This is a genomic window from Pseudomonas sp. RIT-PI-q, assembly GCF_001297125.1.
GTDB lineage: Bacteria > Pseudomonadota > Gammaproteobacteria > Pseudomonadales > Pseudomonadaceae > Aquipseudomonas.
Genome location: NZ_LHPC01000050.1, coordinates 38,106 through 53,504 on the forward strand (window position 1 = coordinate 38,106; position 15,399 = coordinate 53,504).

16 protein-coding genes and 1 riboswitch are annotated in these 15,399 nt (G+C 60.8%); of the genes, 11 read left to right on the top strand and 5 right to left on the bottom strand.

Features of this window, described 5'->3' with window-relative positions; translation table 11 throughout:
• The first annotated feature begins 120 nt into the window (after positions 1-120).
• Positions 121-1,062 carry a CAF17-like 4Fe-4S cluster assembly/insertion protein YgfZ gene (ygfZ, locus tag AEQ67_RS26275; protein ID WP_059406682.1) on the top strand — a complete coding sequence of 314 codons (942 nt, stop codon included), beginning with the start codon at positions 121-123 and terminating at the stop codon, positions 1,060-1,062.
• A 35-nt stretch (positions 1,063-1,097) separates the two neighbouring features.
• Positions 1,098-1,919: an HDOD domain-containing protein gene (locus AEQ67_RS26280; protein ID WP_059406683.1), complete on the top strand. Its 822-nt coding sequence runs from the start codon at positions 1,098-1,100 to the stop codon at positions 1,917-1,919.
• Positions 1,920-2,036: 117 nt separating this feature from the next.
• Here AEQ67_RS26280 and AEQ67_RS26285 read toward each other — a convergent pair whose 3' ends face one another.
• On the bottom strand, positions 2,037-3,422 hold the full coding sequence (locus AEQ67_RS26285) for a sensor histidine kinase (protein WP_059406684.1): 1,386 nt from the start codon (positions 3,420-3,422) through the stop codon (positions 2,037-2,039).
• The gene (locus tag AEQ67_RS26290) at positions 3,415-4,086 is read right to left on the bottom strand and encodes a response regulator (protein WP_059406685.1); all 672 of its coding nucleotides are present in this window, start codon (positions 4,084-4,086) and stop codon (positions 3,415-3,417) included. The genes AEQ67_RS26285 and AEQ67_RS26290 overlap by 8 nt, the downstream gene beginning before the upstream one ends.
• A 390-nt stretch (positions 4,087-4,476) precedes the next feature.
• Here AEQ67_RS26290 and AEQ67_RS26295 point away from each other — a divergent pair, with 390 nt between their 5' ends.
• From AEQ67_RS26295 to AEQ67_RS26310, 4 genes are read left to right on the top strand one after another with little or no spacing between them, the layout of a single operon-like run.
• On the top strand, positions 4,477-5,454 hold the full coding sequence (locus tag AEQ67_RS26295; RefSeq protein ID WP_059406686.1) for a Bug family tripartite tricarboxylate transporter substrate binding protein: 978 nt from the start codon (positions 4,477-4,479) through the stop codon (positions 5,452-5,454).
• Between the two features lie 58 nt (positions 5,455-5,512).
• On the top strand, positions 5,513-5,971 hold the full coding sequence (locus AEQ67_RS26300) for a tripartite tricarboxylate transporter TctB family protein (RefSeq protein WP_059406687.1): 459 nt from the start codon (positions 5,513-5,515) through the stop codon (positions 5,969-5,971).
• Between the two features lies 1 nt (position 5,972).
• On the top strand, positions 5,973-7,487 hold the full coding sequence (locus AEQ67_RS26305) for a tripartite tricarboxylate transporter permease (protein ID WP_059406688.1): 1,515 nt from the start codon (positions 5,973-5,975) through the stop codon (positions 7,485-7,487).
• Positions 7,480-8,520, top strand: coding sequence for an AbrB family transcriptional regulator (locus AEQ67_RS26310; RefSeq protein ID WP_059406689.1), 1,041 nt, complete (start codon positions 7,480-7,482; stop codon positions 8,518-8,520). The genes AEQ67_RS26305 and AEQ67_RS26310 overlap by 8 nt, the downstream gene beginning before the upstream one ends.
• Before the next feature lie 102 nt (positions 8,521-8,622).
• Here the strand turns inward: AEQ67_RS26310 and ung are convergent, their stop codons facing one another.
• The gene (gene ung / locus AEQ67_RS26315) at positions 8,623-9,315 is read right to left on the bottom strand and encodes a uracil-DNA glycosylase (RefSeq protein WP_059406690.1); all 693 of its coding nucleotides are present in this window, start codon (positions 9,313-9,315) and stop codon (positions 8,623-8,625) included.
• A 132-nt stretch (positions 9,316-9,447) separates the two neighbouring features.
• On the opposite strand from ung, the gene AEQ67_RS26320 reads away from it, so the two are divergent.
• Entirely contained in the window at positions 9,448-10,551 is a 1,104-nt protein-coding gene (locus AEQ67_RS26320) for an enoyl-CoA hydratase/isomerase family protein (RefSeq protein ID WP_059406691.1), read from the top strand.
• 129 nt (positions 10,552-10,680) lie between these two features.
• Here the strand turns inward: AEQ67_RS26320 and AEQ67_RS26325 are convergent, their stop codons facing one another.
• Both AEQ67_RS26325 and AEQ67_RS26330 read right to left on the bottom strand, forming a co-directional pair.
• Positions 10,681-11,115, bottom strand: coding sequence for a hypothetical protein (locus tag AEQ67_RS26325; protein WP_082377960.1), 435 nt, complete (start codon positions 11,113-11,115; stop codon positions 10,681-10,683).
• A gap of 167 nt (positions 11,116-11,282) precedes the next feature.
• Positions 11,283-11,528: a hypothetical protein gene (locus AEQ67_RS26330; protein ID WP_059406764.1), complete on the bottom strand. Its 246-nt coding sequence runs from the start codon at positions 11,526-11,528 to the stop codon at positions 11,283-11,285.
• Positions 11,529-11,805: 277 nt separating this feature from the next.
• Positions 11,806-11,906, top strand: a riboswitch (guanidine-I (ykkC/yxkD leader).
• A gap of 62 nt (positions 11,907-11,968) precedes the next feature.
• On the opposite strand from AEQ67_RS26330, the gene AEQ67_RS26335 reads away from it, so the two are divergent.
• From AEQ67_RS26335 to AEQ67_RS26350, 4 genes are read left to right on the top strand one after another with little or no spacing between them, the layout of a single operon-like run.
• On the top strand, positions 11,969-13,036 hold the full coding sequence (locus AEQ67_RS26335; protein WP_059406693.1) for a putative urea ABC transporter substrate-binding protein: 1,068 nt from the start codon (positions 11,969-11,971) through the stop codon (positions 13,034-13,036).
• A 15-nt stretch (positions 13,037-13,051) separates the two neighbouring features.
• Complete coding sequence (locus AEQ67_RS26340; protein ID WP_059406694.1) at positions 13,052-13,867, top strand: ABC transporter permease; 816 nt, start codon at positions 13,052-13,054, stop codon at positions 13,865-13,867.
• Positions 13,864-14,652 (top strand): ABC transporter ATP-binding protein, encoded by a 789-nt coding sequence (locus AEQ67_RS26345; protein WP_059406695.1) that lies wholly within the window; start codon positions 13,864-13,866, stop codon positions 14,650-14,652. The genes AEQ67_RS26340 and AEQ67_RS26345 overlap by 4 nt, the downstream gene beginning before the upstream one ends.
• A 13-nt stretch (positions 14,653-14,665) precedes the next feature.
• Complete coding sequence (locus AEQ67_RS26350) at positions 14,666-15,391, top strand: urea amidolyase associated protein UAAP1 (protein WP_059406696.1); 726 nt, start codon at positions 14,666-14,668, stop codon at positions 15,389-15,391.
• Positions 15,392-15,399: the final 8 nt, after the last annotated feature.

The window sequence follows — 15,399 nt, forward strand, 5'->3', positions numbered from 1 at the left end:
ACAGCCCCCCGCTCCATCGAACACTCGGCTTTGGTCGGGCATTACCGATCCTTTGTGAACTACCCATTTCATGGGCGCCACCTTATGATGTCCTCCAGACTCTTTACCCTGCGATGACCCATGGCCGATTCTGCTTTTTTCTGCACCCTGTCTCACGAAGGCGTTCTCGCGGTCCGCGGCGCGGATGCCAGTAAATTCCTGCAAGGCCAATTGACCTGCAACCTCAATTACCTGAGCGACACCCAGGCCAGTCTTGGCGCCCGCTGCACGCAAAAAGGCCGGATGCAATCGAGCTTCCGCATCCTGTTGCAAGGTGACGGCGTGTTGATGGCCATGGCCACCGAGCTGCTGGAGCCACAATTGGCGGACCTGAAAAAGTACGCCGTGTTCTCCAAATCCAAACTGACCGATGAAAGCGCCGCCTGGGTCCGCTTCGGCGTCGATCATGGCGATGCCGCCTTGAGCAGCCTCGGTCTTGACCTGCCGGCAGAAACCGACAGCGTCGTGCGTAACGATGGCCTGATTGCCATTCGTGTCTCGCCGGACCGCGCCGAACTGTGGGTCGCGGCCGATCAAGCAGACGCCATCAAGGCCAAGCTGTCCGCGCTGATCGCTGAAGGCGATCTGAATCAATGGCTGCTGGGCCAGATCCGCGCAGGGATCGGCCAGGTGATGCCAAGCACCCGCGAACTGTTCATCCCACAGATGCTCAACCTGCAAGCCGTCGGCGGCGTGAGTTTCAAGAAGGGTTGCTACACCGGCCAGGAAATCGTCGCGCGCATGCAGTACCTGGGCAAACTCAAGCGTCGCCTGTATCGCCTGCAACTGGATGCCAGCGAATTGCCAGAGCCCGGCACACCGCTGTTTTCCCCGACTCACGGAAGTTCTATCGGCGAAGTGGTGCTGGCCGCCCGCACCGAACAAAACATTGAACTCCTGGCCGTGCTGCAAGCCGAAGCAGCAGAAGCCGGCGACATCCACGTGGGCGCCCTGGAAGGTCCCGCCCTGGACCTGCTCGACTTGCCTTACCAACTGGATCGCGATCGCGAAATCCAGCGTTAATTGCCGTATTGGTTGCAACACCCTAGAGAGTAGAAATGAGCGAGCTGGCGGAAAAGGTCCAACAGGATTTGGTTGAGGCCATCGATAACGATGACCTGGTTCTGCCAACACTACCGGAAGTGGCCCTGCAGATTCGCAAGGCCGCTGAAGACCCGGAAATCAGTATCAGCACCCTGAGCAAAGTGATCGGCCGCGATGCCGCGTTGTCGGCGCGCCTGATCAAAGTGGTCAATAGCCCGCTGCTGCGCGCAACCCAGGAAGTCACTGACCTGCACACGGCGATCACCCGCCTGGGTATCAATTACAGCAGCAACCTGGCCATCGGCCTGGTCATGGAACAGATTTTCCATGCCCGCTCCGAGGTGGTGGAGCAGAAAATGCGCGAAGTCTGGCGCAAAAGTCTGGAAATCGCCGGTGTCAGCTATGCACTGTGCCGCAGCTACACCCAACTCAAACCCGATCAGGCAGCCCTTGGCGGACTGGTGCATCAAATCGGCGTGCTGCCGATCCTGACCTACGCCGAAGATCACTATGAGTTGCTGTCTGACCCGGTCAGCCTCAACCATGTGATCGACCAGATTCATCCGTTGCTGGGCGACAAGCTGCTCAGGGTCTGGGAGTTTCCGGAGAAACTGGTGCAGGTGCCGGGACAGTATCTGGACTTCAAGCGCCAGTCGGCGCGGGTCGACTATGTCGATCTGGTGCAGGTGGCCAGCTTGTATTGCCATAAAGACACCGACCATCCCATAGCGCGCATCGATCCGTTCAGTGTGCCGGCCTTCAAGAAACTGGGGATCGACCCGGAGAACGAGTCGATGTGCCGTGACCTGGAAGAATCGCGGTCGATGTTCTATTAAGAGCTTCGCGGGCAAGCCTCGCTCCTACAGGTTTTTCGTCATACGCACCATCGGTGTCGACGCGACTCTGTAGGAGCGAGGCTTGCCCGCGAAGAGGCCAGTCCAGACGATACAAAACTACCCCGCAATAAAACTCACCCGCACCTTCAACCCCGCGTGTTCACCATCATGCAAACTGATCTGCGCCAGGTGTGCACGGCAGATTTCCCCGACAATCGCCAAGCCCAAACCCGACCCCGCCACCTGCTGGTTACGCCGGTAAAAACGCTCGAATACCCGTTCCCGCTCATCAACCGGAATCCCTGGCCCATCATCCTCGACTTCCAAAACCGCTGGCGCCGAAACCCGCAGAATCACATTGCCGCCCGGCCGCGTGTGGGCCAGCGCGTTATCCACCAGATTGCTCAACAGTTCATTCAACAGCGTCGGCTCACCGCGCAGCCACACCGGCTCATCCGCTTCCAGCGCCAAGGCCACGCCGCGCGCGTGGGCCAGTGGCGCCATGGCCATACCCAGTTCCCGGGCCAACTGACTCAGATCCAGCAACTGCGCCCCGCCCTCGGCGATGGCCCGAGCGCCGTTTTCGACCCGGGCGAGCGACAGCAATTGATTGGCCAGATGCGTCAGGCGGTCCGTGCCTTGGGCGGCGGTTTCCAGGGTACTGCGCCAGGTTTCCGGTTCACTTGAACGCAGGCCCAGTTCGAGTCGCGCCTTGAGCGCCGCCAGCGGTGTGCGCAGTTCATGGGCGGCGTCGGCGATGAATTGCGCCTGACGCTCGAACTGCTCGCGCAAACGCTCGGTAAAGTGATTGAGCGCGCGCACCAGTGGCCACAACTCGTGCTGCACCTCCACTAGCGGCAACGGCCGCAGATCGTCCGATTGCCGCTCTTCCACCGCCGTGCGCAAACGCTCCAGCGGGCGCAACGCCGCACTGACCGCAAACCACACCAGCAACAACGCGCCGACTGCCAGCATGCCCAAACGCAGCAAGGTATCCGCCGCCAGGCTGCGGGCCATGCTGACCCGCGCCTCATCGGTTTCTGCCACGCGGATTTCCGCCATGCCATTCATGTTCGGCTCGCTCACGGGCTTGAGCAGGCTCACCACGCGCACGTTTTGCCCCTGATACTTGGCGTTGTAGAAACGCGCCAGCGCCGGATAGTCATCGGTGCGTGGCGTGCCGGGCGGCGGTGGCGGGAGGTTTTCGTAACCGGAGATCAGCTTTTGATTGATGTCGTTGACCAGGTAAAAAATCCGCCCCGCGCTGTCGTAGGCAAATGTATCGAGGGCCACGTAAGGCACGTCGGCACTCAGCGTACCGTCGCGCTGGGAGACACCTGCTGCGATGGTCCGCGCCGAGGCCAACAAGGTGCGGTCGTAAGCGGTGTCGGCGGCTTCGCGACCGTTCCAGTACGCGCTCAAACCACTGGCCAGCATCAACACCACCAACAACAGCGCGAGGTTCCACAGCAACCGCCAACGCAGGCTGCTGGGCTTATGCATCGCGGCTTTCCAGCAAGTAACCGAGACCGCGGAACGTCACGATGGCGACCGGTTGGCCGTCGAGCTTCTTGCGCAGACGATGGACGTAGATCTCGATGGCATCGGGGCTGGCTTCCTCGTCCAGGCCGAATACCTGGGAAGCCAGTTGTTCCTTGCTCATCACCCGACCGGGGCGGGCGATCAAGGCTTCAAGCACCGCCTGCTCACGGGAGGTCAGGGTCAGCAATTCTTCGCCGAGGGTGAAGCGCCGCGTGTCCAGATCGTAAGACAGCACGCCGCAGGTCTGCTGGCGTTCACCACCGAGCACACTGCGGCGCAGCAAGGCTTTGACCCGCGCTTCAAGTTCGGTCAGTTCAAAAGGTTTGGCCAGGTAGTCGTCGGCACCGAGGTTCAAGCCGTGGACTCGATCCTTGACGTCGCTGCGGGCGGTCAGCATCAACACCGGCAGGTTCTTGCCCCGGGCCCGCAGGCGCGCCAGCACTTCGAAACCATCCATGCGCGGCAGGCCGACGTCGAGGATCGCCATGGCGTATTCCTCGCTGCTCAACGCCAGGTCGGCCGCCACGCCGTCGTGCAGCACATCCACGGTCAGCCCGGTGCTCTTGAGTGCCTGGGCGACACTTTCGGCGAGCTGCAGATGGTCTTCGACGAGCAGAACACGCATGGATCTTTACCTCATTCAGGGATGTTCGACGCCATTCTTTGGCGCGGAGTTTACAGCCGCTTCCGCCGCTGTGAAGCCCGAAAACCATGAAAGCCTGCTGAAAGGTTAGTGAAAGGTTCGCCCGTTAGAGTCGGCCCACGGATGGTTTCGTCTGCAAGCCATCCCATCGTGCTTTGAAATGTAGCTCCCGAAAAACGCCTTGATGCGTTTTCGCCAATAAGAACAATAACGAGGTACTGCACCATGCTGTCCACACAGCTTCAAGCTTGCCCGCCGCACCCTTTCCCCCGATTTTCATCGTTTACGCTCGCCAACGCCGACACCGGTTGCACGGCGCGAAACCGTCGCACCTGAAACATCCCCAAAAACAATAACTCCCGTGGAGACACCATGAACCGATCACTGCGCCGTTTCGCCCTTGCCGCCAGCTGCGTGCTGTTTGCCGGCCAACTGATGGCCGAGCCCAAACGCCCGGAATGCATCGCCCCGGCCTCCCCGGGCGGTGGTTTCGACCTGACCTGCAAACTGGCGCAAAGCGCGCTGGTGAACCAGAAACTGCTGACCAAGCCGATGCGCGTGACCTACATGCCCGGCGGTGTCGGCGCAGTGGCGTACAACGCGGTGGTGGCGCAGCGTCCGGCCGACGCCGGCACATTGGTGGCCTGGTCCAGCGGTTCGCTGCTGAACCTGGCGCAGGGCAAGTTCGGGCGTTTCGATGAAACCAACGTGCGTTGGCTGGCCGCTGTGGGGACAAGCTATGGCGCCATCGCAGTGAAAAGCGATTCGCCCTACAAGAACCTCGACGACCTCGTTCAAGCGTTGAAGAAAGACCCGAGCAAAGTGGTGATCGGTTCCGGCGGCACCGTCGGCAGCCAGGACTGGATGCAAACCGCACTGATCGCCAAGGCGGCCGGGATCAACCCGCGTGACCTGCGTTACGTCGCCCTCGAGGGCGGTGGTGAAATCGCCACCGCCCTGCTCGGCGGTCACATCCAGGTCGGCAGCACCGACATCTCCGACTCCATGCCGCACATCCAGAGCGGCGACATGCGCTTGCTGGCGGTGTTCTCCGACAAGCGCCTCGACGAGCCGGAAATGAAAGACATTCCGACCGCCAAAGAACAAGGCTACGACATCGTCTGGCCGGTGGTTCGCGGCTTCTACCTCGGGCCAAAAGTCAGCGATGAAGACTACGCCTGGTGGAAAGACGCCTTCGACAAGTTGCTGGCTTCCGACGAGTTCGCCAAGCTGCGCGATCAACGTGAACTGTTCCCGTTCGCCATGACCGGCCCGGAGCTGGACACCTACGTGAAGAAGCAGGTCGCGGACTACAAAGTGCTGGCCAAAGAGTTCGGCCTGATTCAGTGATCGTCTCTGTCTAGCGGCCGCGGCCCCTTCTTGCGGGGCCGTGGCACAGGAGTTTGCCATGCTCTTACAACGCATTTTTGCTTCGGTGCTGTTGCTGGCCTGCCTCAGCCTGGTGCTGATGGCCTGGCCTTACCAGGCGCCTTTTTCCTACGAACCGATCGGACCACGGGCCTTCCCCCTGTTGATGCTGGGGCTGATGGGTTTGGGGCTGGTGTACATGGTGTATCGCCCCTCGCCGATCAAACACACCGATGAAGACCCACCGATGGATCGCGAAACCCTGACCAAGATCGGCCTGTGCGTGGTATTGCTGCTGATCTTCGCCGGGCTGTTCGAACCCTTGGGCTTCATCCTCAGCAGCATGCTGATCGGCATTCCAATGGCACGCCTGTATGGCGGACGCTGGTTGGCGAGCGCAGTGATCATCAGCCTGATGAGTATCGGCCTGTACCTGCTGTTCGACAAAGTCATGGACGTGCCGCTGCCTCTGGGCCTGCTCGACGTTCTGGAGAACTGATATGGATACGCTTGGTTATTTGAGTCACGGCTTCGGCGTCGCATTGACCCCTTACAACCTAGTGACCGCCCTCTGTGGCACGTTGATCGGCACCGTCGTCGGCCTGCTCCCCGGCCTGGGCCCGATCAACGGCGTGGCGTTGCTGATCCCGATCGCCTTCGCCCTCGGCCTGCCACCGGAGTCGGCGTTGATCCTGCTGGCTGCGGTTTATCTGGGTTGCGAGTACGGTGGCCGGATCAGTTCGATCCTACTGAACATTCCCGGCGAAGCCTCCACCGTGATGACCACCCTCGACGGCTACCCGATGGCCCGACAAGGCATGGCGGGCGTTGCGTTATCACTGTCAGCGTGGAGTTCGTTTATCGGCGCCTTCATCGCCACCTGCGGGATGGTGGTGTTTGCACCGATTCTGGCGAAATGGGCGATTGCCTTCGGTCCGGCGGAATATTTCGTACTGATGGTGTTCGCGATTGTCTGCCTCGGCGGCATGGCCGGCGATCGACCGTTGAAAACCTTTATCGCAGCGCTGATCGGGCTGTTTCTGTCGACCGTCGGCATTGATGCCAACAGCGGCGTCTACCGTTTCACCGGGGACAACATCCACCTCACCGACGGCATTCAATTCGTGGTGCTGGTACTGGGCCTGTTCTCCATCAGCGAAATCCTGTTGCTGCTGGAAAAAACCCACCGTGGCCAGGAAGCGTTCAAGGCCACTGGCCGCATGATGTTCAACTTCAAGGAAGCGGCCTCGGTGTTCTGGGTGAACATGCGTTGCGGTGTGCTTGGTTTCATCATGGGCGTGTTGCCCGGTGCTGGTGCGACGCTGGCCAGCGCCGTGGCTTACATGACCGAGAAACGCATCGCCGGCCCCAGCGGCAAATTCGGACAAGGCGACAAGCGTGGCCTCGCCGCGCCGGAAACCGCTATCGGTGCTGAAGCCTGCGGTGCGCTAGTGCCGATGCTGACGCTCGGCGTTCCCGGCTCGGGCACCACAGCGGTGATGATCGGCGCACTGTCGCTTTACAACATCACCCCTGGCCCACTGCTGTTTCAACAGCAACCCGACATCGTATGGGGCCTGATCGCTTCGTTGTTTATCGCCAACATCATGCTGGTGATCCTCAACATCCCGATGATCCGCATCTTCACCCGCATCCTCGCCGTGCCGAACTGGGCGCTGGTGCCGATGATCGCGATCATTACCGCCATTGGCGTTTTCGCGGTGCATGCCACCACCTTCGACCTGTTCCTGATGATCGGTATCGGCATCTTCGGCTACATCCTGCGCAAGCTGGACTTCCCGTTGTCACCGGTCCTGCTGGGCTTCATCCTCGGTGGCTTGATGGAACAGAACCTGCGTCGGGCCCTGTCGATTTCCAATGGTTCGCTGGAGATTCTCTGGTCGAGCGGGATCACCGTCGGTGTCTGGGCGTTGATCGCGGTGATGCTGCTGGTGCCGATTGTGCGGATCTGGCGCAAGCGCTCGGTCGCGCGACGTGTTATTGCCGATGTCTGATCGAACACCTTTCAACGCCTGGTGGGGTACGCCGCTGGTTGGCGCGCTGGGCGGCTACCTTGCCAGCCAGGTCGGCTGGCCACTGCCATGGATGGTCGGCTCGTTGCTGGCGATCATCCTTGTGCGCTGCCTGACACCCTGGCAATTGGCGGAAATCCCTGGCGGCCGCAAGTGCGGCCAGTGGATCGTCGGCATCGGTATCGGCCTGCACTTCACCCCGGTGGTGATGGAGCAGGTCCTGAGCCACTTTGGCCTGATCTTCTTCGGTGCGTTGGTCACCAGCCTGTCGGCCGTGGTCGGCGTCTGGTTGATGCGGCGAACCGGTGAAGATCGCGCCACGGCGTTCTTTTCCAGCATGCCGGGCGGTTCCGGGGAGATGGTCAACCTCGGCGCCCGCAACGGTGCGGTGCTCAGTAGAGTGGCGGCGGGGCAGAGTTTGCGGGTGTTGGTGGTGGTGCTGTGTGTGCCGGCGGCGTTCAAGTATTTGCTGGGTAATGGCGCGCCGGTTTTTCATCCGAGCGCCGTCAACTGGTGGTGGCTGGCGGCCCTGTTTCCGGCGGGCGCAGTGGCTGCCTGGCTGTGGGAACGTCTTCGTCAACCCAATCCATGGCTGTTCGGGCCGTTGCTGGTCAGTGCGGCGGTGAGCATTGGTTGGGATCTACACATTGGTTTGCCGAACGGCGGCAGCCAGATCGGCCAATGGTTGATTGGCAGTGGGTTGGGTTGTCATTTCAACCGGCAGTTCTTCCGGCGTGCGCCGTCGTTCATGGGGCGGACGTTGATTGGCACGGTGTTGACCATGTTGATCGCGACCTTGGCGGCTCTGGGCTTGAGTGCGTTGACTCATCTGGATCTGCGCTCGCTGACGCTGGGCATGATGCCCGGCGGGATTGCGGAGATGAGCCTGACGGCGGAGACGCTGCAACTGTCGGTGCCGCTGGTGACGGCGATGCAGGTGATGCGGTTGTTGTTTGTGTTGTTCCTGGCGGAGCCGTTGTTCAAGTATTGGAACCGGGATTCGGAATCCTCTTGATAGACCGAGTCGCCTCCATCGCGGGCAAGCCCGCTCCCACAGGGTTCGCGTGATCCTTGTGGGAGCGGGCTTGCCCGCGATGGGGCCCGATGCAGTCACCCCCTAGACGGGCGGCAACCGCCACTCGATCGGCGTCTCGCCATTCTGCTCCAGAAACTTGTTGGTCCGGCTGAAGTGCCCGCACCCGAGAAAACCTCGATAAGCAGACAGCGGTGACGGATGCACCGAGGTCAGGACCAAATGCTTGGTCGCATCGATGAGTTTCTGTTTGCTCTGCGCATGAGCGCCCCACAGCATGAACACCAGATGCGGTTGCTGTTCACTGACCACTTGAATGATTCGATCGGTGAAAAACTGCCAGCCCTTGTCCTTGTGCGCATTGGCGTTGGCGCGCTCCACGGTCATGGTGGTATTGAGCATCAGCACGCCCTGCTCGGCCCAACTCTGCAGGTAGCCGTGGCTCGGGATGTCGATGTTCAGGTCGCGTTTCAACTCTTTATAGATGTTCACCAGCGACGGCGGTGCCGGCACGCCCGGCTGCACCGAAAAGCACAAGCCATGGGCCTGGCCCGGGCCGTGATACGGGTCCTGGCCGAGGATGACAACCTTGACTTTGTCTAGCGGCGTGGAGTTGAGCGCGTTGAAAATCATCGGGCCTGGCGGATAGATTTCCTTGCCCGCCGCACGCTCCTCTTGCAGAAAGGCGCGCAACTCTGCCATGTAGGGCTGGTCGAATTCGGCACGCAGTGCCTCCTTCCAGCTCGGTTCGAGTTTGATACGGTCGTCAGCAGTCATGGTTACATCCGGCAAAAACAATGGGGCGAACCCTAGGAAAGCCCATCACGCTTGTCAATTGATCTGACGCAGATCCGGCACTTTCCGATATAGCGATCATACTGAACGCTCAAATTCCCGATCGAGGTCACGATGAATCTGCACTTCGAAGAACTCACCGGCACCGACGGCGCACGCATCGGCATCGCCAGCCTGGATGCCGAAAAATCCCTGAATGCGCTGTCCTTGCCAATGATCAACGCCCTGCGCGATCAACTGGACGCCTGGGCCAAAGAGCCGCAAATCGTCTGCGTGGTGTTGCGCGGCAACGGCAACAAGGCCTTTTGCGCCGGCGGTGAAGTCCGCAGCCTGGTGGAAGCCTGTCGCGCCCATCCCGGCGAGGTGCCGCCCCTGGCCGCGCACTTCTTTGCGGCGGAATATCGCCTGGACTTCAATCTGCACACCTACCCAAAACCGCTGATCTGCTGGGGGCATGGTTATGTGCTCGGCGGTGGTATGGGGCTGCTGCAAGGGGCGAGCATTCGCATTGTCACGCCGAGCAGCCGATTGGCGATGCCTGAGGTCAGCATCGGCCTGTACCCGGACGTCGGGGCCAGTTGGTTCCTGTCGCGACTGCCCGGCAAGCTTGGATTGTTTCTCGGCCTGACCGGCGCCCATATGAACGGTCGCGATGCGATCGATCTGGACCTGGCCGACCGTTTCCTGCTCGATGAACAGCAAGAAGAGCTGATAGAAGGCTTGTTGCAACTGAACTGGCAGGAACAGACACCGATGCAGCTCAACAGTCTGCTCAAGGCCTTGCAGCAGGAAGCCATCGCTCAGATGCCCCAAGCGCAATGGCTGCCGCGACGCCAGCAGATCGACGAGTTGCTGGATGTCAGCGATGTGCGCTGCGCCTGGAAAGCCATCAGCCAGTTGCGCGACAGCACGGACCTGCTCTTGAGCCGCGCCGCGAAAACCATGAGCGAAGGCTCGCCGCTGACCGCTCATCTGGTGTGGGAACAGATCGTCCGCGCCCGGCATATGTCGCTGGCTCAGGTTTTCCAGATGGAATACACCATGAGCCTCAACTGCTGCCGTCATCCGGAGTTCAGCGAGGGTGTGCGAGCGCGGTTGATCGACAAGGACCAGAAACCCCATTGGCACTGGCCGGACATCAATAATGTGCCGGATGCGGTGGTGGAGGCGCATTTCCAGAAGGTTTGGGAAGGCCGGCATCCCTTGGCGGACTTGTAACCGTCCACACAAAAAAACTGTAGGAGCGAGCTTGCTCGCGAGGGTGTGTCAGTTGACATAGCGTCGTCTGACACTCCATCGCGAGCAAGCTCGCTCCTACAGGAGGGTTCTGCGTTTGATTAGCTGATTTTAGCGGCGGCCGCCTCGGCCATCGTGATCGCCACGACCGTCGTGGTCGCCTCGTCCGCCATGATTGTTGCGCCCATCGTGACCACGGTTGTCGTTGTTCCAGTTGCCGCGGTTACGGCCGTCCCACCCCTGATTCTGATGAGCCCGGTAGTCGCCTCGTTGCGACTGGTAATAACGCGGTGCCGGTTGATAAACCCGCGGCTGGTAGTAATAGCGCGGTGTTGGCTGGTAATACCGCGCAGGCGGCGCGTAGTAGCGGCGTGGTTGAGAGTAATAACCGCCATTGGAATAGTAAGGCCCGCCGCCGGAATAATAGGCTGGCCCTGGCGAGGTATAGACCTCGGAACTGTAGTAGCTGGCTCCTCCATCGGAATAGGGTACGCACGCACCAATAGACAATCCCAATACAGCAATCAGAAGAATTCGAGAGAGCATGGCGGCCTCCTGGACCGCGAGTGAGCCACACCAGCGACGCTGGCAGGCGACAGTCAATTATTCGGTGGCTGTCGAAAGATCAGACATCGAATTCGAAATCTGGTGCGTTTATGAAACACATTGAAACAAGTCGCCGATGAAAGGTTTTTCATCTATTCACCCGCTGATTAGTGGTGGCCACCCCGATATCCACCGCCGTAATAACGTGGCGAATGGCCGCCCCAATAGTAATAGCGATACCCGCCATAGAAGCGCGGGCCATAGTAGTAACGCGGACCGTAATAGTAGGAATAAGGCGAATAGCCGGGATAGTAATAAGGCTCGGGATACACAACGTCGTAACCACCGGCGTAGTAATAACAACCAGACAATCCAAGCCCCAGCACAGCGGCAAACAACAGTCGACGAAACATGGCGGCCTCCTGAAAGACCCGCAGTCGGTACAGGCCGACTGACACCTGTTTTGACTCGTAAACCACGACCAAGTGCGCAGCCAGGACAACCTTCGGATTAATGGCCGACACGTTCCATTGCGGTGCGTCGGCGCACCATCACAAGGCAACGGCGCTGTTGCCTGCCTCGGCGTCCAACGCGCAATCCCCCACGCTAGAGCGCTCCAACCGACTTGGCACGGCTCTCGCTTTAGTAAAGGCGTGCAGGAGTCATCACAGGTTCGCGGCACCACAATTTGCAATGGCTGACTAGGGTTCCGGCTCGCTAAGGCGAGTGGCTGGTCCGAGAGTTGGCGACCTCCAGTTGAGGTTACACGGCGGGACAAAAGCCCGGGAGACAAGCCACCGTTCGCGGTGCCGCGTTGACTCCTGCCCGCCCTTGATCAACTGGAGAACCACCCATGTCCCAGCTTCGTTTACCCGCCCTGCTCGCCGCTGCTTTCGCAGCCCTCGTGAGCGTCTCCTCCCAAGCCGCCCAGAAAGACCATTTCAGCGTCTGCTGGACCATTTACGCCGGCTGGATGCCCTGGGAATACGCCGGTAGCCAAGGCATCGTAGACAAATGGGCGAAGAAGTACGGCATCAAGATCGATGTAGTGCAGCTCAACGACTACGTCGAATCGATCAATCAATACACCGCCGGCCAGTTCGACGGCTGCACCATGACCAACATGGATGCGCTGACCATCCCGGCTGCCGGTGGCGTCGACAGCACCGCGCTGATCGTCAGCGACTTCTCCAACGGCAACGACGGCATCGTCCTCAAGGGTGACGGCAAGAAAGTCACCGACCTCAAGGGCATGGACGTCAATCTGGTCGAGCTGTCGGTTTCCCACTATTTGCTGGCGCGGGCGCTGGATTCGGTGGACCTCACCGAGAAAGACCTGAAAGTGGTCAACACCTCCGACGCCGACATTTCGGCCGCCTTCAACACCGATCAGGTCAACGCCGTCACCACCTGGAACCCGATGCTCTCGGACATCAAGGCCAAACCCGGCGTGACCGAAGTGTTCAACTCCAGCCAGATCCCCGGCGAAATCATGGACATGATGGTGGTCAACAGCGCCACCCTCAAAGACAACCCCGCCCTGGGCAAAGCGCTGACCGGCGCATGGTTCGAAGTGGTCGAACTGATGAACGCGAAAAACGCCGCCAGCAAAACCGCACTCGAACACATGGCCAAGGCCTCGGGCACCGATCTGGCCGGCTTCCAGTCGCAACTCGACACCACCAAGCTATTTGCTACTCCGCAGGAGGCGCTGGCGTTTTCCACCAGCAAGCAACTGCCGGAGACCATGCGCAAGGTCGCCGAATTCTCGTTCCAGCACGGCTTGCTCGGTGAAGGCGCCAAGGACACCAGCGCAGTCGGCATGGCCTTCGCCAACGGCGTGACCAGCGGCGACAAGAGCAACCTCAAGCTGCGCTTCGACCCGAGCTACGTGCAGATGGCCGCTGACGCCAAGCTGTAACAGGAGGACTTGGCCATGCGCCTGATCAATCGCCACCCGGATCGCCCGAGTCGCCTGCTGTTGGTGATCCTGCCGTTCGCCCTGGTGCTGTTCGCCTACTTCATGGGCTCGGCCGAGCGGCTGACGGACAACCCCAACGACAAGCTGCTGCCGAGCGCCGTGCAGATGACCGACGCGGTGAAACGCCTGGCCTTCACCGCCGACACCCGCACCGGTGAATACGTACTGTGGCAAGACACCGCATCGAGCCTGCGGCGCCTGGCTATCGGCCTCGGTATCAGCGCGTTGGCCGGGCTGTGCCTGGGCATCGCCGCCGGCACCTTGCCGCTGTTTGGCGCACCGTTGTCGCCCTTGCTGACGGTGCTGTCGATGGTGCCGCCACTGGCGATCCTGCCGATTTTGTTCATCGTCTTCGGGCTGGGGGAATTGTCGAAAGTGATGCTGATCGTGATCGGCATCACCCCGGCGCTGGCTCGGGATCTGGAACAGCGCGCCCGTGAGATACCGGTCGAATTGCTGATCAAGGCGCAAACCCTCGGCGCCTCAACCTGGACGTTGATGCTGCGGGTAGTGCTGCCGCAATTGCTGCCGCGTCTGCTGATCTCGCTGCGGTTGATGCTGGGCTCGGCGTGGTTGTTCCTGATCGCCGCTGAAGCCATCGCCTCCACCGACGGCCTCGGTTACCGGATCTTCCTGGTGCGCCGTTACCTGGCGATGGACGTGATCCTGCCGTACGTGGTCTGGATCACCCTGCTCGCCTGGCTGATGGATTGGGGCCTGAAACGCCTGACCCAGCGTGCTTTCCCTTGGTATGAAGGAGCGCGGGCATGAGCTTCATCACGGTGAAAAACGTCTGGCAGCAATACGCCGATCAGGTGGTGCTTGAAGGGCTGAACCTGAACGTCAACGAGGGTGAGTTCTGCACCCTGGTCGGCGCTTCCGGTTGCGGCAAATCGACCTTTTTGCGGTTGTTGCTCGGTCAGGAACGCGCCAGTCGCGGCGAGATTCTGCTCGATGGCCAAGCCCTGGCCGGCGAACCGGATTCAAGCCGTGGCGTGGTGTTCCAGCGCTACTCGGTGTTCCCGCATTTAACCGTGCTGGACAACGTCGCCCTCGGCCTCGAACTGCCACGTTCGCCACTGCTCGGGCGCTTGTTCGGCAGTGAAAAAAAAGAGGCTCGCGAACAAGCTTCGGTGCTGCTGCACAAAGTCGGCCTCGGCCACTCGCTGGACAAGTACCCGGCGCAGCTTTCCGGCGGCATGCAGCAACGGCTGGCCATCGCCCAGGCGCTGATCATGAAGCCTCGGGTGTTGCTGCTCGACGAACCCTTCGGCGCGCTCGATCCGGGCATCCGCAAGGACATGCACGGCTTGCTGCTGGAGCTGTGGCGCGAGACGCAACTGACGGTGTTCATGGTCACCCATGACCTGTCCGAAGGCTTCAGCCTCGGTACGCGCCTGCTGGTGTTCGACAAGGTCCGCGTCGACCTGCACGCCCCCGGTGCCTATGGCGCACGCATCACCTACGACATCCCTTTGAACAGCGACCGCCGCACCACCCGTGCCGCCGTCGACGCCTTGCCGGCTCAGCTGGCGGGCACGCTTCGCATCGCTTGAGAGGATTTTGCCCATGACTGATTCGACCCAACTGTTCCCGCCCTTCGCCGAAGAAATGCTCCCCGGTGGCGGCCATCGTTCGTTCGTGTTGAAACGCGGCCAATTGCTGCGCCTGACCGATCTGCGCGGCGGTGCCAACGTCAGCCTGACGCTGCTCAACGCCCATGAAAAAACCGAACGTCTGAACCTGCCCGACAGCCTCAAATGCCAACACACCGCCAAGCTCACCAGCGGCCATTGCCTGTACTCGGACATGGGTCGCGTGCTGGCCGCCATCACCGCTGACACTTGCGGTTGGAGCGACAGCCTCGGCGGTGTGCTCTGCGCTGAAGAAGTCGCGGAAAAATACGGCGCGGGCCGCTATCAGGAACTGCGCAACGGCTTCTTCCGCAACGGCACCGACAACCTGCTGGTGGAACTGGGCAAGTGGGGTTTGGGCCTGTCCGACCTGCTGATGACCCTCAACCTGTTCAGCCGCGTGAACGTTGACGAAGCCGGGCGTTTCCACTTCGTCGAAGGCAACTCCAAGGCGGGCGATTACATCGAGCTCTACGCACCGATGGACACGCTGGTGGTGCTCACCGCTCTGCAGCATCCGATGGACCCATCGCCGGAATACGCCCCCAAACCGCTGAAGCTCAGCTGGATGAACGCGGACGCCAGCGTCGCCGAACACTGCCGTACCTCGCGTCCGGAAAACGAGCGCGGTTTCATCAACACCGACCGTTTGTTCGCTTGAGGATCGCT

Bases quoted from the DNA above. Each gene is read 5' to 3' on its own strand.
- AEQ67_RS26330 (WP_059406764.1), bottom strand. From the start codon at position 11,528: ATGTTTCGTCGACTGTTGTTTGCCGCTGTGCTGGGGCTTGGATTGTCT.
- ygfZ (WP_059406682.1), top strand. From the start codon at position 121: ATGGCCGATTCTGCTTTTTTCTGCACCCTGTCTCACGAAGGCGTTCTC.
- AEQ67_RS26295 (WP_059406686.1), top strand. From the start codon at position 4,477: ATGAACCGATCACTGCGCCGTTTCGCCCTTGCCGCCAGCTGCGTGCTG.
- AEQ67_RS26325 (WP_082377960.1), bottom strand. From the start codon at position 11,115: ATGCTCTCTCGAATTCTTCTGATTGCTGTATTGGGATTGTCTATTGGT.
- AEQ67_RS26335 (WP_059406693.1), top strand. From the start codon at position 11,969: ATGTCCCAGCTTCGTTTACCCGCCCTGCTCGCCGCTGCTTTCGCAGCC.
- AEQ67_RS26320 (WP_059406691.1), top strand. From the start codon at position 9,448: ATGAATCTGCACTTCGAAGAACTCACCGGCACCGACGGCGCACGCATC.
- AEQ67_RS26310 (WP_059406689.1), top strand. From the start codon at position 7,480: ATGTCTGATCGAACACCTTTCAACGCCTGGTGGGGTACGCCGCTGGTT.
- AEQ67_RS26345 (WP_059406695.1), top strand. From the start codon at position 13,864: ATGAGCTTCATCACGGTGAAAAACGTCTGGCAGCAATACGCCGATCAG.
- AEQ67_RS26350 (WP_059406696.1), top strand. From the start codon at position 14,666: ATGACTGATTCGACCCAACTGTTCCCGCCCTTCGCCGAAGAAATGCTC.
- ung (WP_059406690.1), bottom strand. From the start codon at position 9,315: ATGACTGCTGACGACCGTATCAAACTCGAACCGAGCTGGAAGGAGGCA.
- AEQ67_RS26285 (WP_059406684.1), bottom strand. From the start codon at position 3,422: ATGCATAAGCCCAGCAGCCTGCGTTGGCGGTTGCTGTGGAACCTCGCG.
- AEQ67_RS26290 (WP_059406685.1), bottom strand. From the start codon at position 4,086: ATGCGTGTTCTGCTCGTCGAAGACCATCTGCAGCTCGCCGAAAGTGTC.
- AEQ67_RS26300 (WP_059406687.1), top strand. From the start codon at position 5,513: ATGCTCTTACAACGCATTTTTGCTTCGGTGCTGTTGCTGGCCTGCCTC.
- AEQ67_RS26280 (WP_059406683.1), top strand. From the start codon at position 1,098: ATGAGCGAGCTGGCGGAAAAGGTCCAACAGGATTTGGTTGAGGCCATC.
- AEQ67_RS26305 (WP_059406688.1), top strand. From the start codon at position 5,973: ATGGATACGCTTGGTTATTTGAGTCACGGCTTCGGCGTCGCATTGACC.
- AEQ67_RS26340 (WP_059406694.1), top strand. From the start codon at position 13,052: ATGCGCCTGATCAATCGCCACCCGGATCGCCCGAGTCGCCTGCTGTTG.